General features: G+C 65.2%; 19 protein-coding genes. 9 read left to right on the top strand and 10 right to left on the bottom strand.

The features are described 5' to 3' along the window. Window positions 1-30: 30 nt before the first annotated feature. The gene (purD, locus tag E3T39_RS00200) at window positions 31-1296 is read right to left on the bottom strand and encodes a phosphoribosylamine--glycine ligase (RefSeq protein WP_134512855.1); all 1266 of its coding nucleotides are present in this window, start codon (window positions 1294-1296) and stop codon (window positions 31-33) included. 155 nt (window positions 1297-1451) lie between these two features. Beyond that, entirely contained in the window at window positions 1452-2126 is a 675-nt protein-coding gene (locus E3T39_RS00195; RefSeq protein ID WP_134512762.1) for a hypothetical protein, read from the bottom strand. 174 nt (window positions 2127-2300) lie between these two features. Here E3T39_RS00195 and E3T39_RS00190 point away from each other — a divergent pair, with 174 nt between their 5' ends. Together E3T39_RS00190 and E3T39_RS00185 are read left to right on the top strand one after the other, a co-directional pair. After that, a complete protein-coding gene (locus tag E3T39_RS00190) occupies window positions 2301-2678 on the top strand; it encodes a sterol carrier family protein (RefSeq protein ID WP_134512761.1) in 378 nt (125 codons plus the stop codon). Between the two features lie 231 nt (window positions 2679-2909). Next, the gene (locus E3T39_RS00185; protein ID WP_134512760.1) at window positions 2910-7433 is read left to right on the top strand and encodes a lamin tail domain-containing metallophosphoesterase family protein; all 4524 of its coding nucleotides are present in this window, start codon (window positions 2910-2912) and stop codon (window positions 7431-7433) included. 63 nt (window positions 7434-7496) lie between these two features. Here the strand turns inward: E3T39_RS00185 and E3T39_RS00180 are convergent, their stop codons facing one another. Beyond that, window positions 7497-8414: a ribokinase gene (locus tag E3T39_RS00180; RefSeq protein ID WP_134512759.1), complete on the bottom strand. Its 918-nt coding sequence runs from the start codon at window positions 8412-8414 to the stop codon at window positions 7497-7499. 38 nt (window positions 8415-8452) lie between these two features. On the opposite strand from E3T39_RS00180, the gene E3T39_RS00175 reads away from it, so the two are divergent. From E3T39_RS00175 to E3T39_RS16515, 4 genes are read left to right on the top strand one after another with little or no spacing between them, the layout of a single operon-like run. Next, entirely contained in the window at window positions 8453-8878 is a 426-nt protein-coding gene (locus tag E3T39_RS00175) for a hypothetical protein (RefSeq protein WP_134512758.1), read from the top strand. Between the two features lie 12 nt (window positions 8879-8890). After that, the gene (gene purF, locus E3T39_RS00170; RefSeq protein WP_134512757.1) at window positions 8891-10480 is read left to right on the top strand and encodes an amidophosphoribosyltransferase; all 1590 of its coding nucleotides are present in this window, start codon (window positions 8891-8893) and stop codon (window positions 10478-10480) included. Further along, window positions 10477-11598, top strand: coding sequence for a phosphoribosylformylglycinamidine cyclo-ligase (gene purM, locus E3T39_RS00165; protein ID WP_134512756.1), 1122 nt, complete (start codon window positions 10477-10479; stop codon window positions 11596-11598). The genes purF and purM overlap by 4 nt, the downstream gene beginning before the upstream one ends. Window positions 11599-11617: 19 nt before the next feature. Beyond that, complete coding sequence (locus E3T39_RS16515) at window positions 11618-11740, top strand: hypothetical protein (RefSeq protein ID WP_255455899.1); 123 nt, start codon at window positions 11618-11620, stop codon at window positions 11738-11740. Here E3T39_RS16515 and E3T39_RS16645 read toward each other — a convergent pair. Beyond that, window positions 11737-12036: a DUF3073 domain-containing protein gene (locus E3T39_RS16645; RefSeq protein WP_174845074.1), complete on the bottom strand. Its 300-nt coding sequence runs from the start codon at window positions 12034-12036 to the stop codon at window positions 11737-11739. The two genes, E3T39_RS16515 and E3T39_RS16645, sit on opposite strands and share 4 nt — an antisense overlap. A 152-nt stretch (window positions 12037-12188) precedes the next feature. On the opposite strand from E3T39_RS16645, the gene E3T39_RS00155 reads away from it, so the two are divergent. After that, the gene (locus E3T39_RS00155; protein WP_134512755.1) at window positions 12189-13274 is read left to right on the top strand and encodes an NAD(P)-binding domain-containing protein; all 1086 of its coding nucleotides are present in this window, start codon (window positions 12189-12191) and stop codon (window positions 13272-13274) included. Between the two features lie 19 nt (window positions 13275-13293). On the opposite strand, the gene E3T39_RS00150 is transcribed toward E3T39_RS00155, so the two are convergent. The 4 genes from E3T39_RS00150 to E3T39_RS00135 form a co-directional block, all read right to left on the bottom strand. Then, on the bottom strand, window positions 13294-15420 hold the full coding sequence (locus E3T39_RS00150; RefSeq protein WP_134512854.1) for an APC family permease: 2127 nt from the start codon (window positions 15418-15420) through the stop codon (window positions 13294-13296). 132 nt (window positions 15421-15552) lie between these two features. Continuing rightward, entirely contained in the window at window positions 15553-16287 is a 735-nt protein-coding gene (locus tag E3T39_RS00145; protein WP_134512754.1) for a PadR family transcriptional regulator, read from the bottom strand. Next, window positions 16284-17153: a DUF4097 family beta strand repeat-containing protein gene (locus E3T39_RS00140; RefSeq protein ID WP_134512753.1), complete on the bottom strand. Its 870-nt coding sequence runs from the start codon at window positions 17151-17153 to the stop codon at window positions 16284-16286. The genes E3T39_RS00145 and E3T39_RS00140 overlap by 4 nt, the downstream gene beginning before the upstream one ends. A gap of 88 nt (window positions 17154-17241) precedes the next feature. After that, the gene (locus E3T39_RS00135; protein ID WP_134512752.1) at window positions 17242-18036 is read right to left on the bottom strand and encodes a CPBP family intramembrane glutamic endopeptidase; all 795 of its coding nucleotides are present in this window, start codon (window positions 18034-18036) and stop codon (window positions 17242-17244) included. Between the two features lie 112 nt (window positions 18037-18148). Between E3T39_RS00135 and E3T39_RS00130 the strand changes: the two genes are divergently transcribed. Beyond that, window positions 18149-19315 (top strand): M20/M25/M40 family metallo-hydrolase, encoded by a 1167-nt coding sequence (locus E3T39_RS00130; protein ID WP_134512751.1) that lies wholly within the window; start codon window positions 18149-18151, stop codon window positions 19313-19315. Here E3T39_RS00130 and E3T39_RS00125 read toward each other — a convergent pair. Beyond that, window positions 19302-19760 (bottom strand): pyridoxamine 5'-phosphate oxidase family protein, encoded by a 459-nt coding sequence (locus tag E3T39_RS00125; RefSeq protein WP_134512750.1) that lies wholly within the window; start codon window positions 19758-19760, stop codon window positions 19302-19304. The genes E3T39_RS00130 and E3T39_RS00125 overlap by 14 nt on opposite strands. A 125-nt stretch (window positions 19761-19885) precedes the next feature. On the opposite strand from E3T39_RS00125, the gene E3T39_RS00120 reads away from it, so the two are divergent. Further along, complete coding sequence (locus E3T39_RS00120) at window positions 19886-20641, top strand: MerR family transcriptional regulator (RefSeq protein WP_134512749.1); 756 nt, start codon at window positions 19886-19888, stop codon at window positions 20639-20641. A 15-nt stretch (window positions 20642-20656) separates the two neighbouring features. On the opposite strand, the gene yczE is transcribed toward E3T39_RS00120, so the two are convergent. After that, window positions 20657-21271 carry a membrane protein YczE gene (gene yczE, locus E3T39_RS00115; RefSeq protein ID WP_198416067.1) on the bottom strand — a complete coding sequence of 205 codons (615 nt, stop codon included), beginning with the start codon at window positions 21269-21271 and terminating at the stop codon, window positions 20657-20659. Window positions 21272-21308: the final 37 nt, after the last annotated feature.

Here is a 21308-nt window from a genome sequence, read left to right as displayed (position 1 = left end):
CCTCACGGCTCGGCGAGCGGATGTCGAGGGTCAGGCGACGCGGGCAGCGATGTCAGATCGAAAGTGCGAGCCTTCAAGTGATACATGGCCGAGGGCCTCGTACGCCCTGGCCCTGGCCTGGACGAAGGTGTCGCCGACCGCGACGACGCTGAGCACCCGGCCGCCGGTTGACACGAGAGCTCCGTCGATGAGTGCCGTCGCCGCGTGCGCGATCGTGACGCCGTGAACGGCGAGGGCGGCGTCGAGTCCGGTAATTTCGCGCCCGACCAGCGGATTTTCTGGGTAGTTCTCGCTCGCCAGCACAACGGTCACTGCAACATCGCCGGAAAATTCCGGTCGCGGTAGCGCGCCCAGACCGCCGGTCGCGGCGGCAAACAACAGGCCAGACAGCGGCGTCACCAAGCGCGGCAGCACGACCTGAGTCTCTGGATCTCCGAAGCGCGCGTTGAATTCGATCACGCGGATACCGGTATCCGTCAAGATGAGGCCGCAGTAGAGCAGCCCGACGAACGGGGTGCCCTCGGCGGCGAGCTGGCGCACGGTCGGCAGTGCGACGGTCTCGATGATCTCGTTGACGAACTTGTTCTCGCTGCCGAAGGTGGCGTCGAGCCAGGGCAGCGGTGAATACGCACCCATCCCGCCGGTGTTGGGGCCGGCGTCGTTGTCGCCCAGACGCTTGTAGTCCTGAGCGGGGGAGAGCGGCACGACGTCCTCGCCGTCGCTGAGCAGAAAGAGTGAAATCTCCTGGCCGTCGAGAAATTCTTCGATCAGTACGCTGCCATGTTCGAGCCAGAACGTGGCGTGGGCGAGGGCGGCGGCGCGGTCAGGGGTGACCAGCACACCCTTGCCGGCGGCGAGGCCGTCGGCCTTGACCACGTAGGGGGCGCCGAATTCGTCGAGGGCGGTTTCGGCCTCGGCGAGGGTACCGGCGCGAACGGCTAGGCCGGTGGGAACCCCGGCCTCATCCATGATGCGCTTGGCGAAAGTCTTGCTGCCCTCAAGCGCGGCGGCGGCCTTGTCGGGGCCGAACACGGCGATGCCACGGGTGCGCAGCGCGTCGGCAACTCCGGCTACGAGCGGAGCCTCCGGACCGATGACGACGAGTTCGACGTTCTCGCGAATGGCATAGTTGGCGACCGCATCGGCATCCGTTGCATCGAGCGCGACGACTGGCACATCGGTGGCAATGCCGGCATTGCCGGGAGCGGCCGTGATCGAGTGCTGGGGCTCTTCGCGGAGCAGCGCAGTAATAATGGCGTGCTCGCGGGCACCGGAACCGAGAACCAAGATTTTCACCATTTTAGGTTATCGGATGCCGTGGGCCGACGATTTCGCTCCGCCAGACCCGCGCAGGTTCCGAACCATGGCGGCAGCGGTTTGGCAGAGCGATGGCCCGCCTGTAGAGACGGGCCATCGCGTTTCGTGCCTGCGGGAATTCTTAAATGCGTTTCTTAGTGCAGGAGACCGCAGGCGGCCGGGTCCGTCGCTTCTGCGGGCAGGTTCGGGTTGAGCTCGCTTGCACCGGCGCTGAAGTCATAGGTGCCGTTGCCGTTGTAGTCGATCCCGTGGATCACGACGACGCCTTCGCCGGCGCGGATGGCATCGGCAATTTCCTTGGCCGTTCCGGTTCCCTCCACCTTTGCGATGTGGATGTCGTCGCGGCTGTAGCTGTAGCTGCCACCTTCAGACACGGGGAAACGGGTGATGTCCAGGAAGCTGGTGGGGGTCGTGTCGCCCGTCGTGTTCAACGATACGACGACCGGTCCGTAGGCCGGAATGCCTTCTACTGTGTTGAGGCGACCGTCACTGTTGCTGTCCAGCGCCGGTGTTGGGCACTCGTTCAGGGCCTGTTCCCCGTAGTGGATGTGCTGCGCGTGCGGAGCGTCTGGCGTCAGGCCGGATGCCTGCACTTCGATGTGCTTGATCTTTTGGTTGCGAACGACCGCGGTAGCGGTGCCGGACGCCCCGGAGCCGTTGAGCTCCGTGAGGTTTGCGCTCAGCGTTACCGTTTTATCGGCGCCGGTGGGTTGCGCAGTCTGCGCTTGAGCCGCGCCGGATCCGAGAGCAGCTACCGCGATGAGGGTAGCCATCGAGGCTCCGAAAATCCCCATTGAATATCGTTTCATTTGTGTCTCCTTGATAAGTGTCCGGCGAGAGAGAGATCCCACCGGTCATGGTTGCTTCGGAGCGGACGCTGCGTTGGTTCGGTCGCGATCTGACTTCTTATCTCACTCGAAGTGTCCAGTCATCGTTGGCTGTCGTGGACGACAGGCCTCGCGCTGATCCGGCAGACTGGAACCATGGCACGAGCACGAATTGACGACGGAGCTGGCCGGGCGGCCGTGCGTCAGGCGCTTGCCGCGCTCGCCGGAGGCACCAGCGCGAGCCGAGACATCCGCGCGCAGGCCGTGCGCTACACCTTGCAACTGCTCGCCGAGCAGGCCGAAGGCAACACCCTCGAGGTGCGCGTGCCTCCATTCGGCGCCGTGCAGTGCGTCGCCGGCCCCCGCCACACTCGCGGCACCCCGCCCAACGTGATCGAAACGGATGCCGCCACCTGGCTTGCGCTCGCCACCGGCGCCCTGCCCTGGGCGGACGGTCTGGCGAGCGGCGCGATCCACGCCTCCGGAGCCCGGGCCGACCTGACCGGGCATGTGCCGGTACTGCCCCTTCCGTAGTGCTTGAGTTTGGATGCTCGTCGTAGGTTTGCGTTGAGTCAATGGCGCTGGTGCTCTCCACCTCGGACGTGCTGGACTCGGGCTGGAGCAGGCGCGCGTGATTGTGTCAGTGCGTGACGGCCTGCGCTCCTCCGTTCTGGTAACGCCCCGTCCGTTCACCGGAAAGTCACAGACCGGCCTCATGACGCCTCTACTTTGAGTGGGACCGACCATGAAATAAAGGCCTACTTCGTGCGCACCCTTTCCCGCTCCTTCCTTCCGCGGCTGATCGCTCTTGGCTTGGTGCTGCTGATCGGCGCCGGAGCTGGCGCCCCGGGATTGTCGGCCTCGGCGGCAACGCAGGTGGTGATTCCGCCACTGCTGGTCACCGAAGTCACCCCGGACAACGCCGGGTACGACAATTTCGAGTTCTTCGAGGTGACGAACACAACGACCGTGGACATCGACGTCGCGGCCGCCGGCATCGGCCTGGCCTACATCTTCACTGACTCGGATGACCGCACCAAAGACGTACCCTTCTTCATCCCGGCCGGCACCGCCATCGCTGCCGGAGCAACCACGGTGTTTTGGATCGAATACACCACCACGACCGTCAACACCCAGGCGTTCACCGAAGCCGATTTCCGTGCGCATTTCGCCACGGAGACCAGCCCCGCCGACGTGTATCCGGTGGTGCGGGTCACCGGACAGCCGGGTATGGCAAATGGCGGTGGGCGCGGAATCCGCATCGTCGACGGCACCGACGCCTCGATCAGTTGGGCCGTCTACCCGGCCGGCTCCGTGGGAGTCGATAAAAGCGCCCACTTCGGCGCCCCGACAACGAGCACATCGCCATCGCAGGAGCTGGTGCAATCGCTCGGCACGCCGACCCCTGGCGACCCGGCCCCGGACACAACTCCGACTCCGACTCCGAGCCCGACCCCGACGGCCACCCCGACGGCCCCGTCCAATGCCGACACCGCCCCGCTGCAAATCACCGAGATCACCCCAGACACGACCAACGTAGGGTCGGCCGACGGCGGCGAGTTCATCGAGGTCTACAACGCCACCGAGGCTCCCATCAACTTCGGGGACTACACGCTCAACTACCTGTATCCGCTGGCCGACCTCACCAACAGCTCAACGGTGCGCTGGCCGAGCACCCCGAGCGACGTCGTTATCGCCCCCGGCGGAAACCTCGTGTTCTGGATCAAGAACGGCCAGAACGACGCCCTCACCGAGACGGACTTCAACGCTGCATTCGGCTCCGACCTCACGATGGGCCTGGATTTGGTCGAGGTTTTCAGCGGAGGAATGGCCAACGGTTCGGCGCGCGGAATAGAGATTTTGACCAACACCGGCTTCAGCGTGAACACGGCGTACTACAACCTCGCCAATGCCGACGACGTCGACCCGAACGTCGGAATCCAATACGGCATTGACAGCAGTAATCCCGGGCGGCAGCTGAACCTCGGTAAGGCCGCGGCCAATCCGGGCAACGTTTTCGCGGCGCAGGTGCCGAGCGACCTCAAGACTGTCGCCGCCGACTCGACGTTGCCGGTGATCGTCGACCGTACCCTCGGCCAAATCGACCCGGCCGACAACTTCGCCCTGTCGGCCACTGTCACCGACAATGTGCAGGCCCTAACCGTCGAGTTACACCTCAAGAGCAATATCGACACTGAATTCATGACCACAAACTTGTCGACCGACGGCGCCGATGGCTACCGCTACGACCTGCAACGGGTCGACCTCACTGGCAAGCGCTGGTACGAGTACTACTTCACGGCCAGCGACGGCAGTACCCGAGCCAGCACCGAAGTCGTGCGGGTCGACCTCACCGGGGTTGACAACTCGCCCGTGCGACTGAACGTCACCGCTGGCCAGTTCATCGCCGGCAGCACCGTGCTCTCGGCTGCAGGCGAGAGCAGCACAGGCGGAATGACCCTGAGCATCGACGAGCAGGTCGTGCCGACGAGCCTCGAGCTTGAGTTCGCCCCGCAGTTCGTGTTCGAGGTCACCGCAGTGAACACCTTCTTTCAAAATGGTGTGCTGGTCGGCCCCGACGTGTTGCGCATCTTCGACGACGGCATCCCCGAGGGGTGGGAGACCATCGCAACGCCGGTGCCGCTGACCTACGTGACCCGGGGCAATGACCTCGTCGTGAGTGTCTGGGCTGGGTCCAAGGTCGCCCCGGAGATCAACCCGAACGAGAACAACGACGACTTTCAGATTCGCAACCCCCGCCTCGTGCTGCCCGACGGGCGCAGCCTGCAGCCCAGGGGCTACACCGACCCCAGCCTGGCGCTGAACATGGGTGACAGCGCCGGCAAGCTCGACTTCTACGACGCGAGCTTCACCATCCCGGACAACGCGTACCTGGCTGTCGCTCATTCCTGGGACACCACCGCGGTCGCCGACGGCGCGCACACCGTGCAGGCGAGTAACGGAATCGACACGGTGAAACGCTCGGTGACGGTCGACAACACGGCTCCGGTGGTGACGACATCCGCAATTTCGGGCCAGCTGTACCAGGGCGAATTCATCATCGACGGTGCGGCGACGGATGCCGGTGCCGGCTTCGCCACGCTCGCCGCGACCCTCGACGGCCGGGCCATCGAGCTGCCCTATGCGACCTCGTCGATCCAGCTGGCCGACGGTGCGCACACCCTGGTGCTGGCCGCCAGGGACAACGTCGGCAACGTCAGCGAGCTCAGTACGGTCTTCTCCACCCCGGTCGAGGAACCCGGCAACGAACTGATCACGCCGCTCGACGGCGCCATCGTCGGGGCGGGACCGCTCAGCCTCACCGCGCGGGCGACCGACCCGACCGGCGACCAGCTGGACGTCACGCTGCGGCGGGGATTCGTGGCATCCGCTGCCGACAGCAGCGTGCGCGGCTACTCGGGCACCACAGCCATCGCTAATGGCACTGATCGGGCCGCCAAAACACTACTGACCGGCGACGAAGTCACCGCGATGGCTCGGCTGGACGGCGCAGCCGAGCCGGTGACCTCCGACTCGCAGTTTCCCTACCAACTGTTCGAGGTTGATGTGCCAGCCGATGCTGGCGCTGACTTCACCGCGCGGGTGCGCTGGGACGGCACCGCGAATGACGACGCCAAGGTGTTGCTCTACGTGCAGAACCTCACCACGGGCGGGTGGGAGGAGTTCGACCGACACGTGACCATTGGCGAGGGCGCGACCGCGTTCACCCTCGACGCCATGGTGCCGGCGCTCGACCACGTGCAAAATCAGGTCATCACCGTGCTGATCCAGCACTCCGAGGGCTTCGCCGGTGCCGCCCTCTCGGAACGGTCAAGCGCCCTGCCGGTCAACAACGTGAACGATACCGCGCGGGCGAACTACGACTTCACGCTCGCCGTGGAATCCGACACGCAGTACTACAACGACACGTTCTACCAGCGCCAGCTCGACATTCACGACTACCTGCTCGAGCAGCGCTCGGCCATCAACCTGCAGTATCTGTTCCACACCGGTGACATCGTGGACAACTTCGAAGACGAACACCAGTGGACCAATGCCAATGCGGCCTACCGCATGCTCGACGACGCCCAGCTGCCATACGGAGTGCTGGCCGGCAACCACGACGTCGGCCAGAAAGACGCCGACTACGCCGCGTACAAGACCAATTTCGGAGCCGCGCGCTACGACGGTAACCCCTGGTACGGCGACAGTTTCGAAGATAACCGCGGCCACTACGACCTGATCACTGCCGGCGGAATCGACTTCATCATGCTCTACCTCGGATGGGCGCCGAGCGCCGAGGGTATCGCCTGGCTGAACGACGTGCTGGCGCAGTATCCCGAGCGCACCGCCATCCTAAACCTGCACGAATATATGCTCACCACCGGCGGTCTCGGGGCAGTACCCCAGCAGATTTATGACGAGGTCGTCGCACCGAACGCCAACGTGGCCATGGTCTTCTCCGGCCATTACCACGACGCGTTCACGCGCATCGATACGTTCGACGACAACGGCGACGGCACCCCCGACCGCTCGGTCTACCAGATGCTGTTCGACTACCAGGGCCTGCCAGAGGGCGGCCAGTCGTTTTTGCGGCTGCTGCACTTCGACAACGCCGCCGAGCAGATCAGCGTGCGCACCTACTCGCCGTATCTTGACGTGTACAACTCCAACGATCCCACCCTCGACCCTCAGCACCAGGAGTTCACGGTTCCGTACGCCGCCTTCGGCCTGACGTCGATGCAGAAATCCCTCGCAACGGATGCCTTCACCGTCGATATCCTCAGCAAGACCGCGATCGCAGCGTTTGAGACGGTGGCGAGCGGCACCATCGTGACCGCGCGGTGGAACCCCGGCCTTGGCACCCATGGCTGGTACGCCTACTCGAAAGACCCCTACGGAGCCGTCGCCTACTCCGAGGTGCGCACCCTGACCGTCGCAGCGCCGGTCGTGGTGCCCGAGGTGACGGTTCCCAAGCCGCCGATACCCCGCGTTTCGGCGCCCACCGGGTCTGGTTCGCCGCGGACCGTGGTTCCGGCCGTGCTGACGCCCGCCTCGCAGGCCCTGGCCGACACAGCGAGCGCGGCGCTCGCTGCAGAGATCGCCGCTGCACCAACGGATAATGCCCCGCACACCGCGGCCGACGACGTCGGTGTAGTGGGTGAGATCAGTGTAGTCGACGACGTGGTGCCGTTCACCATCTGGACGATCGCTCTGATCCTGCTCGGTACCGTGGCCGCCACGGCAATCGCGGTGGTTACTATTCGGGTGGTGCGCACCCGCTCCTGAGCCGGGTCAGGAGAGAGTAAAGCGGGCCCGGTCGAGCCACCCCACCGGGCATTTTTCTGCGCACTACCTGAGGATTGCCTCAACCTCGGCCTGGGCGGGCATCGACGTGGTCGCCCCGGCGCGGGTCACCGCGATCGAGGACGCCACCGTGGCGTAGCGCACCGCCTCGATCATGTCGTCGGGAGTGACCTCGGTGCCGCGCACGTAATCGACCGCCAGCCGTGCCACGAGCGCCCCGACGAAGGTGTCGCCAGCCGCGGTCGTATCGACCGCCGTCACCGGGCGAGCCGGGGCGAGGCCCAGGGTTTCTCCGTCGAAGGCCACGACCGAACCCTCCGAACCCAGCGTCACGATCGCCCAGGTACCGCCGGCGCTGAGCACCTCCGCCGCACGCACCGGGTCGCTCTCCCCGGTGAGCTCCGCGGCTTCGCCCTGGTTCGGCACGACGAGGTCGACCGAGGCGAGAAATCCGGTCGGCAGCGGCACCACCGGCGCCGGAGTCAGCACCGTGAACACCCCGGCCGCGCGAGCGAGCGCGAGCCCCTCGACCAGTACCCGGATCGGCAGCTCGCACTGCATGACCAGAAACGACGAATCGGCAACGACCGTGCGCTGCTCCACGCTCAGGGTGGTAACGGTGGCGTTGGCCCCCGACACCACCACGATCGAATTCTCGCCGCTGTCCACGACGGAGATGTGCGCGGTGCCGGTGGGGGCATCCGCCGTGGCGAGCTCGGTAGAACGGATGCCCTCGCTCACCAGCAGCGCGCGCAGCTCGGTTCCATAGGCATCCGCTCCCACCGCTCCCAGAAAGGTCACGTCTGCGCCGAGTCGAGCGGCGGCGACCGCCTGATTGAGCCCCTTGCCGCCCGGGACCGTGCTGAAACCGGCCCCGAAGATCGTCTCACCGGGCAGGGGGAGGCGCGCCTGGCGCACGACAAGGTCCATGTTGGCGCTTCCGAGTACCGCAATCGTGTTCATAGAGTCAGTCTCCCATCTGCCCATGGGACAATAAGCGAGTGAGTTCCACCGAGCAGCCCCAGGACCCGTCGGCCGACATCGTCGCCGACACGGCGTCCGCCAGTGAGACCGTACTGGCGGAGACGACCGTGACCGTGCATCGAGCGCCGCGCTACCGCAATTTCATGCTGCTCGGCGCCATTGTCGGCGTACTGCTCGCCCTGATACTCACGATTTCCTTTCCCGAGAACGACGAGTATGACCGGGTGCAGATTTTCGGCTTCCTACTGCTCGGCGGTCTCGCCGTCGGCACGACGCTCGGCGCGGTCGTGGCCCTCATCATCGACCGGATCATCGGTCGATCACACGTGTCGGTCGTCGCGGATAGACTGGGGGCGAACGAGGTTAGTACCAACGAACTGCGTACCGCTGAGCCTGGCTCCGGCACTCCCAACGATGATTTTCAAGCGTTCAACGAGAAGTAAAGAGGCTGCGGCTTGCCCGGTGGCGACGGACTGTTAAATCACGATCTTCTTCAAGGCGAAAAGGGCCCGCAAGATGCCTGTGGCGTCTTCGGTGTCTGGGCTCCCGGCGAAGAGGTAGCCAAACTCAGCTACTTCGGGCTGTATGCCCTGCAACATCGGGGTCAGGAATCGGCCGGAATCGCTACGAGCGACGGCAGCAAGATCCTCATCTACAAAGACATGGGGCTTGTCTCCCAGGTCTTCAACGAGGCCTCGCTGAGTACCCTGCTCGGGCACATCGCTGTCGGGCACACTCGGTATTCCACTACGGGTTCGTCGAGTTGGCAGAACGCCCAGCCGACCCTCGGGCGTACCTCGAGCGGAACGGTGGCCCTCGGCCACAACGGCAACCTCACCAACACCGCCGAGCTGCTGCAGCTCGTGCGCGAACGATATCCGCAGGTTGATGGCGAACTCGCCCGCGGTAACACCACCGACACCGCAGTGATCACCGCCCTGCTCACCGGCGATCTCGATCACACCCTCGAAGACACGGCGCTAGAGGTGTTGCCGCGCCTTCGCGGCGCCTACTGCCTCGTTTTCATGGACGAAACGACACTCTATGCGGCCCGCGACCCGCAGGGGGTGCGGCCGCTGGTGCTTGGCCGCCTCGAACGCGGCTGGGTCGTCGCCTCCGAGACCGCAGCCCTCGACATTGTCGGTGCGAGCTTCGTACGCGAGGTCGAGCCGGGTGAGCTCATCACCATCGACGAGAACGGGCTGCGCACCCAACGATTTGCGAAGGCCGAGCCCAAGGGTTGCGTCTTCGAATACGTCTACCTCGCCCGCCCAGACACCACCATTGCGGGTCGCGGTGTGCACGAGGCCCGGGTCGAGATGGGGCGCCGCCTCGCCGCCGAGCATCCGGTCGAAGCCGACCTCGTCATTCCCACCCCGGAATCCGGCACCCCGGCAGCTATCGGCTACGCGCAGGCATCGGGCATTCCGTTCGGGCAGGGCCTGGTCAAGAACTCGTACGTCGGTCGCACCTTCATCGCGCCGTCCCAGACCATCCGACAGCGCGGTATCCGCTTGAAGTTGAACCCGCTCAAGAACGTCATCAAGGGCAAGCGCCTCATCGTGGTCGATGACTCGATCGTGCGCGGCAACACCCAACGCGCTCTCGTCAGCATGCTGCGCGAGGCTGGCGCCGCCGAGGTGCACGTGCGCATCTCGAGCCCACCGATCACCTGGCCGTGTTTTTACGGAATCGACTTTGCCAGCCGCGCCGAACTCGTCGCTACCGGCCTCGAGATTGACGAAGTACGCCAGTCGATCGGCGCCGACAGCCTCGGCTATCTCTCCGAAGACGGCATGATCGAGGCCACCGAACAGCCGCGCGAACGCCTCTGTACGGCCTGCTTCACCGGCGTGTACCCGATCGCGTTACCGGAATCGCAGCACCTTGGCAAGAATTTGCTGGAGCGGCCTGCCGCCTCAAACGGATGCGACCCCGGTCCGGATTCCGACCTGGAAGCCGTACTGGCGCCCTCCGTTCGTAAAGAAGAAGCCCTTGCTCGATTGGGCCAAGTACCGTTCGGTGACCCGGGAAGACCAGAATGAGCAATTCCAGCGTTAGTTCCAATGCCACGTATGCAGCGGCCGGAGTCGACACCCGGGCCGGTGACCTCGCGGTCGAGCTCATGAAGTCGGCCGTCTCCAAGACACACGGCCCAGAGGTCTGGGGCGGGGTCGGCGGCTTCGCTGGATTGTTCGACGTGTCGTTCCTCACCAAATTTCGGCAGCCCCTGCTGGCCACGTCGACGGATGGTGTCGGCACCAAGGTCGCCATCGCCCAGGCGATCGACAAGCACGACACCATCGGGCAAGACCTGGTCGGCATGGTCGTCGACGACATCATCGTGGTCGGTGCCCGCCCGCTGTTCATGACCGATTACATCGCCTGCGGCAAGGTCGTGCCAGAGCGCATCGCCTCGATCGTGGCCGGCATTGCCCGCGCCTGCTCCGAGACTGGAACCGCTCTCGTCGGCGGTGAAACGGCCGAACACCCGGGCCTGCTCGGACCCGACGACTATGACGTGGCTGGCGCGGCCACCGGAGTGGTCGAGGCCGACCAGGTGCTCGGCGCCGAGAAGGTTCTCTCCGGTGACGTCGTCATCGCGCTGGCCTCCAGCGGTCTGCACTCCAACGGCTACTCGCTCGTGCGCCATATTCTGGCGCAGCGCGGCATCGGCTACACCGACACGTCGGCTGAACTCGGTGGCATGGTCGGCGAAGTTCTGCTGGAACCGACCCGCCTGTACACCGGCCCGCTACTCGACGTGATCAACGATCCAGAACTGGCCGGCGCCATCCACTCGCTCAGCCACGTCACCGGCGGCGGCATCGCGGCAAACCTCGCCCGCGTGCTGCCCTTCGGGTCCTGGGTTGAGGTGGACCGGTCCACCTGGTCGCCCGCCCCCATCTTCCGGGTGCTCGGCGACATGGCCGGGTCCACGCTGGAAAGCGCGGAGGGAACCTGGAACCTCGGAGTGGGCATGTTTGCCGTCGTGGATGCGGCATCCGCTTCGTCGGTCATCGCCCGCCTGGCCACGAGCGGCATTCCCGCCTGGGTCACCGGCCGCGTTTCGCGCGCTGCTCACGACCTGACCGGGTTCGAGCAGGGTGCCAAGGGCGTCAACGGTGGAGCCGTGCGCCTCGTCGGGGCCTACGCAAGCTAGCCCGCCCAGCAGCGCTGGTATGCCGGACGACCACGAATACTTCGCCGCACTCGGGCTGTCAGCAGTCGCCGCCCTGGTCGGTTGCACCACGGGTCTCATCCTGACCCGCGGGTCACGCCGGGGCAAGCCGACCGACGCTTAGGCGCGCTTTTTCTCGTCTTCGGTGGCGTAGTGATCCACATAACGGTCATCGTCGCCGTCGGGGTCATCGTCATCGTCGGCGGAATCCGTGGAACCATCACCGGCGCCATCTCCGGCCGCGTTCTTCGCCTTGTCCGCTTCGTACTCGGGCCACTTAGCGAGGTCTTCGTCGAGGCGCGGGTCGGACGGATGCCCGGTCAACTCGCGTTCGAGCGCGTTGTAGTTGGTATCCGGGCTGAAATACTTCAGCTCCCGAGCTACCTTGGTGTGCTTTGCTTTTTGACGGCCGCGCCCCATGCGTGACCCCCTTACGATGCCAGGCCGAGCGAGTCGCGAGACCCTCGGGATTTGCCGAACGGAATGTGTAAAAACTAGAGTTTAGTTTAGCATGATGGGCCTTGTGCCCCGCGGACGCCGTTCGCACGGCTAATCCGTAGGAATGGGGTGACATGACGGGCAACGTCAGCGTGCCCATCGTCATCATCGGCGCCGGCCAAGCCGGGCTCTCCGTTGGTTTCTACCTACGTCGGTTTGAGCTCGTGGCCGGCCGCGATTTTATTATCTTCGACCGGGGCCCGGGCACGGGCGGCGCGTGGCAGCACCGCTGGCAGGCCCTGCACCTCGGGTCGGCGCACCGCGTCAACGACCTTCCCGGCATGAAAGAACTCGGCCTGAGCTTCGATACGGCCGACCATACCGTGCCGGCCCGCGACGTCGTCAGCGACTACTATCGCGATTACGAGCAGCACTATGAACTCAATGTCGTGCGTCCGGTGACCGTGACCAGCGTGGCTCCCATGCAGTCCGACCTGGTCGTGGCCACGAGTTCGCCCGTGTTCGGTGACCAGAAAACCGATGCGCGCATGATTGTGAACGCGACCGGTACCTGGGGTGCGCCCTTCGTGCCGCATTACCCGGGCGCGCGCACCTTCGAAGGAACGCAGGTGCACACGGCGAACTATGTCTCGAGCGAAGCGTTCGCCGGTCAGCGTGTCGTGGTGGTCGGCGGCGGAACGTCAGCGATCGGGTTCCTGCTCGAGCTTGAGGGGGTGGCGAGCGACCTGACCTGGGTAGCACGTCGTCCGATCGATTTCAGTCACACCGACGAGCTCGCGGAAGTGACCGCCGTGGCGGCCGTGATGTCGCAGGATCGCGCGGCTCGGGCCGGCAAAGCCCTCCCGAGCATTGTCAGTGGTGCCGGGGTGCCGGTAACGCGCCGCATCGCGGCCGGCATCGACCGGGGAGTGCTCGTGGCTCGCCCCATGTTTTCGAGCATTGAGCCGACCGGTGTGCGGTGGAGTGACGGAACCTTCACCGAGGCGGACGCGATCGTTTGGGCATCCGGTTTTCGGCCGGAGCTGCGGCACCTGGCCCCGCTCAAGCTGCGGGAAAAAGCCGGCGGCGTCTCGGTTGGTTCCGGCGTGTCCTGGACCGACCCGCGCATCTTCTTCGCCGGATACGGCCCGCAGGCGAGCACCGTTGGCGCCAACCGGGCCGGTCGCATCATCGCCAGACAGATCATGGCCAGGCTGTAGCCCGAGACCAAGTCCGTTGCTATTTGCGCTTGCGCCGACGGGATGCCGACGGTCGCGATTGCGGAACGGTTCCGACGATCGGGGTCGACTTTGTCGCCCCGTCCACGGTGCCCGCCGGAGGGGCGAGCGGTCGGCGCGATACCGGCCGGGAGCGCACGGGCTCTCCACGACGGTCTTGACCGGGGATCGGGCGGGAGCGGCGGCCGTAAATGAGCTCGGAGGAATCGAGCAGCCATGGCACGAGGGCAATCGTGACACCGTGCACGAGCATGAGCTTTTGGCGCAGCCGGCGCGCCTTGTGGTTGTGCAGCAGGCCTTCCCACCAGTGCCCGACGATGTAGATCGGCGTGTACACGGTGATGACCTCGGAACCGTGATCCTGGCGACGCTCCTTGATGTAGCTGATCAGCGGCCAGCTGATGTCGCGGTAGGGCGAGGCGACGATGCGCAGCGGCACCTGGATGTTCTGCCTGACCCAGGCACGTTTGAGTTCCTTGGTCTCGGCGGTGTCAATGGAGACATGTACCGCTTCGAGACTGACATGCCGCGCGGCGATGGCGTAGTCGAGGGCCTTCAGCACGGGCTTCTGCATCTTGCCGACGAGCACGATCGCGTGGTCGCCCTGCGACCCGAAGGTCGTGACCGGGTCGACCTCGATCTCCTTCGCAACGTCGCGGTAGTACCGGTTGACGCCCATCATGAGAAAGAACAGAATCGGCATCATCACGAAGACAAGCCACGCGCCGTGGGTGAACTTCGTCACGGTCACGACGATGAGCACCACTCCGGTCAGTACGGCTCCAAAACCGTTGATCGACAGGCTCAGAATGATCGAACCCCGGTTCGGCGGGTTCTTCTTAAGCAGTTTCAGCCAGTGCCGCACCATGCCGGTCTGGCCGAGGGTGAACGACACGAACACACCGATGATGTAGAGCTGGATCAACACGGTGAGGTTGGCCTGGTACACGACCATGATCGCCACCGCGGCCAGGGCCAGTAGAACGACACCGTTGGAGTAGATGAGCCGGTCGCCGCGGGTGCTCAGCGACTTGGGGGCGTAGGAGTCCCGGGCGAGAACGGAGCCCAGAAGCGGGAAGCCGTTGAAGGCCGTGTTCGCGGCCAGCAGCAGCACGGCTGCGGTCGCGGCTTGCAATACGAAGAACATGATGGAGAAGTCGCCGAAGGTCGCGGCGGCGACCTGGGCGATCAGGCTGCGCTGCGGAGCTGTGGCGCACTCGGCCCAGCCGATCAGGTCGCAGGCGCGCTCCGCGTAGTGCACCTGGGAGATGAGGGCGAGGGCGGTCAGTCCGACGAACAGAACGATGGCGATGCCGCCCATCAGGGTGAGCGTGCGTTGGGCGTTCTTGACCTTGGGGTGTTTGAACGCTGGCACCCCATTGGCGATGGCTTCCACCCCGGTGAGGGCGGAGCATCCGCTCGCGAAGGAGCGAAGAAGAAGCAAGATGAACGCGGCCTGAGCCAGATTCTCACCCTGAACGTCATACCCGGCGGACTCCGCGACGGGGGCGTCGCCGAGGAGGGCCCGCACGAGGCCGACGACGATCATCAGCAGCACGCTGCCGATGAACAGGTAGGTCGGAACGGCGAAGGCCTTGCTCGACTCCCGAACGCCGCGCAGGTTCGCTGCCGCAAGCAAGATGATGAACACGACGGCGAGTTCGACGCGCAGAGGGGCCAGCGCGGGTATCGCCGAGATGATGTTGTCCACGCCGCTCGCGACCGACACGACCACGGTCATCACATAGTCGACCAGCAGAGCGGATGCGACGACCAGGCCGGCCTTCTCACCCAGATTCTTGTGGGCGACCTCGTAATCACCGCCGCCCGAGGGGTATGCCTTGATCAGCTGGCGGTAGGACGCGACCACGACGACGAGCAGCACGACGACGACCGTGGCAACCCACGGCGCGAAGCTCAGGAAGGCGAGCCCACCGAGCGTGAGGATCATGAGAAGTTCTTGCGGCGCGTAGGCCACGCTCGACAGCGGGTCGCTCGCAAAGATGGGCAGGGCGAGGTGTTTGGGCAGCAGCTGGCCGTCCAAATGCTCGGTGGGGAGCGGATCGCCGATGATCCACCGCTTGGGTGAACGGTTCTCTGGTACGGGGGCATTCGCCTCGGGTGTCACGAGGGACGACACTACACCTACCCGGTTCCCTGTCAAATCGATTGGCCGGCGTAAAACCGGCAATATTCCGACACACCGTGCTTTTCGGTCGAAAGCGGCGTGTCCCGAACATTGCCGGTTTTACGTGCCGGGCTACGGGTTCAGGGTAGCGAGGATAGTCGTGCGCACGTCGGCGAGTTTTCGTCGGAGTGACGAAACGGTGTCAGGCGGCAGGACCGACCGGTAGGCCTGCGTGCGAAGGTCGGCGCGCAGCTGCTGCCGGAACTCATTCAGCACCATGTCGGCCTCGCGCAGAGCCCGGGTGGAATCGTGGCGCGGGGTCGATGCCGCAGCGGTCGATGCGTCGGCAGTCGAGCTCTCGGACGGCGGTTCTTCGGCCGCTGCCGGCGTCGGGCGGGGTCGCTCCCAAGTCGACGAGCCGGTGGGATCCCACGAAGCGGCTGTGCCGTCGTAGCCGCGCGGGTCGCCCTTGGTCGCATCGCGGGCCTGCCGCGCGGCCGAGGCGAGGTCGGCGCGCAGGGTTTTCATGGCTGAGTTGACGCCGGTGCGCACCTGGTCGGCGAGGCGTCGCACGGAGTCGGTCACCTCGTCTTCGATCGCTCCGAGTTCTCCCTCGCGCTCGAGCAGCTCGGCGCGGCCGGCATCGGTGATCTCGTAGACGGTCTTGCGGCCGTCGGCCTGCTTGGTGACGAGTCCTTCCTCTTCGAGCTTGGCTAGCCGCGGGTAGATCGTGCCGGCGCTCGGGCTGTAGGTGCCGCCGAACCGGTCACTCAACGCCTGGATCAGCTCGTAGCCGTGTCGGGGCCGCTCGGCGAGCAGGCTCAGCAGGTAAAGGCGCAGGCTCCCGTGGGCGAACATGGCGCTCATGCCGGGTCCTGCGGGGCGTGGGCGTCAGCGGCGGCCGGCGCTGCGGCATCCGCTTGACTCGTGGATTCGCTGCGCACGACCGAGATGTCGCCAGACACAGAATTGGAGCGCACGTCGAGCCAGCTGCCGTCGAGGGCGCCGGTGGACCCCTCGTAGCCCTTGCCGAACGCGGTGCGCACGGTGTGGTCGTCGAGCTGGAGCGTGCCGGAGAGGGTGTTGAGGTGGTACCGCGCGGCAACGCGGGGTTCGAGCCGCACGGTGAGGTTGCCGCTGACCGAGTTCGTCACGATCTGGTCTGGCGTTCCGGCCAGGTCGAGGAACACGTTGCTCGAGACCCCGTCGAGCGTGAATTGACGGATGCTGCCGCTCGCCGTGATATCGCCCGATACGGTGTGCACGGAAATCGCTCCGACGTGATTGCGCACCGAGATTTCGCCATTCACCGCGTTGAGCTCGAGGTTACCCTGCACGTCGTCGATGACGAGGTCGCCGGAGACGGTGCTGAGTTTCGCGTCATTGCGGAGGCCAGAGACGAGGGCATCGGCCGACACGACCCCGAAACGCAGCGCGACGTCGCGGGGAACGGAGATGCTCACCTCGGCGCGCGCTGTGCCGCGAAACGACGCGAACACCTCGATGAAATTATCCCAGCGCAGCTGCGGGTGATCGATCTCGAGGCGGTCGCCGTCCATGGAGATCTTCAAGTCTTTGCCGCTGACGCCGTGCACTTCGATGCGCGCGCCGGGCTCGTCATGGCCGATGATGTCGACCGTACCGCCGATGAGGCCGACCTTGAGCTTACGCACCAGTTCGACATCGATAATCTTGGTCTGCCCGGGGGCGACCAGCCATTTTTCCAGTGACACTGGGTTGTCCTTTCAGAAGGGTGAATTCGCGCTATATCGCGTGTTCTGAAGGACACGATATAGCGCGTTCCTGAGAGTAGCAAGAGGGTCAGTACAGAAAAATGGTCAGCCAGTCGCGATTGTGAGCGTGCACGAGCACGAGGAACACCACCACGTCGAACAGAAGGTGCACACAGACCACATAGGTCAGCGATCGGGTGCGAGCGAAGGTGTAGCCCTGCAGCAGGGCGAACGGCACAGTGAGCAGCGGACCCCAACTCTGATAGCCGAGCTCCCAGAGGAACGATGAGAAAATCACGGCCTGCAAAATGTTGGCCTGCCAGTCGGCAAAATGCCGACGCAAAAGGGCGAAGGCGATGCAGATGAAGAACAATTCGTCCCAGATGCCCACAAAACCCACGCCCACGAACAGCCGGGCGATCTCATCGGGCGTGGTCACCGTCGGCCAGTTCTGGTACGCGCCGCTTCCGATGAAGTAGCTCGGCAAAATGAAGTACCCGAGCAGCACCACGATCGGCAGGTAGGCGCGTTCGAGAGTGGTCCAGCGCTGCCCGGTGCGAATCGGAAACCGAATCGCGTGGTCCTTGAAGTAGAAGCGCGAGAGCAGATAGGGCACGAGCACCGAGAGGCTTAGTACCGTGCCCATGAGCGCGATGTTGGGGTAGCTGATGTTCGCCTCGACCGAGATCGAGCTGATGATGCCAAGACCAATGGCAAGCAGCAACAGGTCGCGAAACAACGCCCGGTCGATCAGAACCGCGAGCACGAGCGCCGCGGCCAGCATTGCGTAGCCGGGAGCCGGCATCCGCAACGCAAAGAGCAGCACAGCGGATGCGCTCACCAGCGCCGCCGGAATCAGCCCCCACCGCGATGTCTTGCCCATGCTGCACCCTACCCAGGGCGGCGCCCAATTTCGCGAGAGCGGGCACATGGTTGCTCTAGCACCCGCGAAGGAGCGATTCACCCGCTTTCGCAAGAGGGCCTAGATTTTAGGGATGACCCGCCTACCCCTTGAGACCGACCCCGTCGCGATATTGCAGCAGCTCGTGCGCATCGATTCGGTGAACCCCGACCTCGTGCCGGGAGCCGCCGGGGAGGCCGAGATTGCTGCCTGGTGCGCTGACTGGCTGCGCCAGCAGGGTTTCGAGATCACGGTGCTGGAGCAGACTCCCGGGCGCCCGTCGGTGGTCGGCCTGAAACGTGGCACCGGCACGGGCCGTTCGCTCATGCTCAACGCCCACCTCGACACGGTCGGCGTCGCGACCTATGCCGGCGACCCGTTCAGCGGTGATCTCCGTGACGGCCGGGTGTACGGTCGCGGGGCCGTCGATACCAAGAGCGGGCTCGCGGCCATTCTCGTGGCGGCGGCGCGGGCATCCGTGCACGGGATGGCCGGGGATGTGATCGTTACGCTGGTCGCCGACGAAGAATTCGGCAGCATCGGCACCGAGGAGGTGCTGCGCAGCTTTCGCGCCGACGCCGCCCTCGTGATCGAGCCAAGCAGCCTCGAACTCACCACGGCGCACCGAGGCTTCGCCTGGTTTGAACTCGAACTGACCGGCCTGGCCGCGCACGGCTCGCAGCCCGAGCGCGGCGTCGATGCCATCTGGCACGCCGGCCTGGCCCTGCGCGCCCTCGACGAACTGCGCCAGCGGCTGAACGCTGCCCCGGCCCACGCTACCCTCGGCCACGGTGCGGTTCGGGTGTCGAAGATCGCCGGTGGTGACGACGCGGCCACGGTCGCGGCCCGCTGCGTGCTAACCCTGGAACGACGGATGCTGCCGGGCCAGTCACCCGACAGTGTCGAGGCCGAATTGCGCGCGCTGTTCACCGCGCTGGCTGTTGAGGAGCCCGAGTTCCAGTTCGCGCTGACCCGGCTGGTGGCCCGCGCTGCGTTCGAGGCCGAGCCGCACTGGCCGATCCTGCGTGCGCTGTCCGGCAATGCCGAACGAGTGCTCGGGCGCCCAGCGGTCACCCGCGGTGAACCGTTCTGGACCGACGCCGGACTCATTCTCGAAGCCGGCATCCCGTGCGTCGTGTTCGGCGCCGACGGTGAAGGCCTGCACGCCGACACCGAGTGGGCCGACGCCCCGTCGGTGCGCGCGCTCGCCGACATTCTGACGGACACGATCACCGAGTTCTGTGGGCTTACAGCCGACTGATCCGCTCCCACCCCCTGCCGTCGTGCCAGGACTCGATAACCAGGTGCGTGTTGTCGGGGTCGATGTAGGTGAGCACGACTTCGTACAGCCGCAGTTCGAAGCTCGAGGTGCCCGGCGGATCGGTTGACGCCGGCTCGGTGACGACCAGCACCCCGGCCATTTTTGCGTCACCGGCCCAGTCCGACGGCGGTCCAGCCGGCGGTTCCAGGGTCGGCGAGTGGATGGCGACACGTGGGTCCCGCAGCACATCGTGCAGTTTGAGCGAATCGGGCATCATGCCCAGAGTGATGCGCGCGGGCTCGATCACGAGTTCGGTGCCGCTAATGCGCGGGGAACCATCCCGGCGCAGGGAGGCCATTGTCTTGTTGGTGCCCGCGTCGAAAATTGCGCGCACCCGGGCCGCGAATTGCGGCGCATCCGCTTCAACTTCGTGCCACGTTGCCATGCGCTAAACGGTACTCCGAGGCACCGACATCGACACGAGACATTGCCTCTCGATCTTGACCTTGACCTTGACCTTGACGTTACGTCAAGTTCTATCGTGGAAGATGCCAGCGAAAGGAGATCGACATGGACTGGTCGATACAGGACGTAGCGCGATTGGCGTCGACGACCAGCCGTACCCTGCGGCACTACGGCGACCTAGGGTTGCTGCCGCCCAGCCGCGTCGGCAGCAACGGCTATCGCTTCTACGACGAGCACTCACTCGTGCGCCTCCAGCGCATCCTGATGCTGCGTGAGCTCGGGCTGGGACTGCCCGCAATCGGCGACGTACTTGGGCAGCAGCAAGACGAAAACGCCGCCCTTCGACATCACCTCGATTGGCTCAAGCAGGAACAACAACGGCTGGTCCGACAAATTCGGTCGGTCAAAAAAACGATTGACACCCTGAACAGAGAGGAACAACTCATGGCAGAAAACATGTTTGACGGTTTCGACCACACGGAGTACCTCGAGGAGGTCGAGCGGCGCTGGGGAGCGGATGCCTACCGCCAGAGCGACGCCTGGTGGCGGAGCATGTCAACGGCAGAGAAAACCGCGTGGCGGCTGCGCCAGCGAGCGCTGGGCGCCGATTGGCAGGCGGCTGCGGTGCGCGGGCTCGATATCGTCGGCGAGGAGGCGCAGGCACTGGCACAGCGGCAGTTCGACTGGTTGCACGGGATTCCGGGAACGCCCGGTGTTGGAGCGGGGCCGACCCGGGAGTATTTTCTGGGGTTGGCGGAACTGTACGTGGCGGACGAGCGGTTCGCGGCGAACTATGGAGGTCAGGTCGGCGCTGAATTCGTGCGGGATGCCATGGTGGTGTTTGCGGAGCGGAATCTGTAGTTTTCTCGGGCTCGGTTACGGCGTGGGCTCAAGAATCGGTTGGCCGGCGGGGGCGGGGCGCCTGATCGCAAACAAGGGGATCGTGCGCTGGCAGAGGGGGCCGATCAGCACGGCGAAGAGCGCGGTGCCGATTCCCACGTTGCCCCCGAGCGCCCAGCCGATGCCGAGCACGATCACCTCGATGCCGGTACGAACGATCCAGATCTTCCAGCCGGCGCGTTTGTGCAGGCCGGTCATCAGGCCATCGCGCGGACCGGGGCCGAAGTGCGCCCCGATGTAGAGGCCGGTGGCGACCGCAATCAGCAGCAGCCCCGCGGCGAAGAGCAGGATGCGCGCCCACAGATCGAGGTTGGCGGGAAGCAGCCACAGTCCCACATCCGCTGCCGGGCCAACAAGTACGGCGTTCAGCAGCGTTCCGGCACCGGGCTTCTGTCGAATCGGAATCCACAGCAACAGCACGACCCCGCTCAAGAGAATCGTGATCAGCCCGAAGCCCAGGTGGGTGTGGTTGTCGATGCCCTGCGTGAGGACATCCCAGGGGGCCACGCCAATTCCAGCGCGCACAATCAGCGCGATGCCGATTCCGTAGAGAAAAAGGCCAATAAACAATTGGATCAGTCGACGAGTCACGAGAATTCAGTCTAAAGGTCGGGCGTAGGTGACGCAC

Source organism: Cryobacterium suzukii, from assembly GCF_004403185.1.
GTDB classification, from domain to species: domain Bacteria; phylum Actinomycetota; class Actinomycetes; order Actinomycetales; family Microbacteriaceae; genus Cryobacterium; species Cryobacterium suzukii.
The sequence above is the reverse complement of the archived record's forward strand: the minus strand, read 5'-3'. Positions and strand labels throughout refer to the sequence as shown.

Coding starts and splice junctions, on each gene's coding strand:
- E3T39_RS00130 (WP_134512751.1), top strand. CDS start 18,149: ATGACCCGCCTACCCCTTGAGACCGACCCCGTCGCGATATTGCAGCAG.
- E3T39_RS00135 (WP_134512752.1), bottom strand. CDS start 18,036: ATGGGCAAGACATCGCGGTGGGGGCTGATTCCGGCGGCGCTGGTGAGC.
- E3T39_RS00145 (WP_134512754.1), bottom strand. CDS start 16,287: ATGAGCGCCATGTTCGCCCACGGGAGCCTGCGCCTTTACCTGCTGAGC.
- purM (WP_134512756.1), top strand. CDS start 10,477: ATGAGCAATTCCAGCGTTAGTTCCAATGCCACGTATGCAGCGGCCGGA.
- E3T39_RS00195 (WP_134512762.1), bottom strand. CDS start 2,126: ATGAAACGATATTCAATGGGGATTTTCGGAGCCTCGATGGCTACCCTC.
- E3T39_RS00180 (WP_134512759.1), bottom strand. CDS start 8,414: ATGAACACGATTGCGGTACTCGGAAGCGCCAACATGGACCTTGTCGTG.
- E3T39_RS00120 (WP_134512749.1), top strand. CDS start 19,886: ATGGACTGGTCGATACAGGACGTAGCGCGATTGGCGTCGACGACCAGC.
- E3T39_RS16645 (WP_174845074.1), bottom strand. CDS start 12,036: ATGGGGCGCGGCCGTCAAAAAGCAAAGCACACCAAGGTAGCTCGGGAG.
- E3T39_RS00155 (WP_134512755.1), top strand. CDS start 12,189: ATGACGGGCAACGTCAGCGTGCCCATCGTCATCATCGGCGCCGGCCAA.
- E3T39_RS00125 (WP_134512750.1), bottom strand. CDS start 19,760: ATGGCAACGTGGCACGAAGTTGAAGCGGATGCGCCGCAATTCGCGGCC.
- E3T39_RS16515 (WP_255455899.1), top strand. CDS start 11,618: ATGCCGGACGACCACGAATACTTCGCCGCACTCGGGCTGTCAGCAGTC.
- E3T39_RS00190 (WP_134512761.1), top strand. CDS start 2,301: ATGGCACGAGCACGAATTGACGACGGAGCTGGCCGGGCGGCCGTGCGT.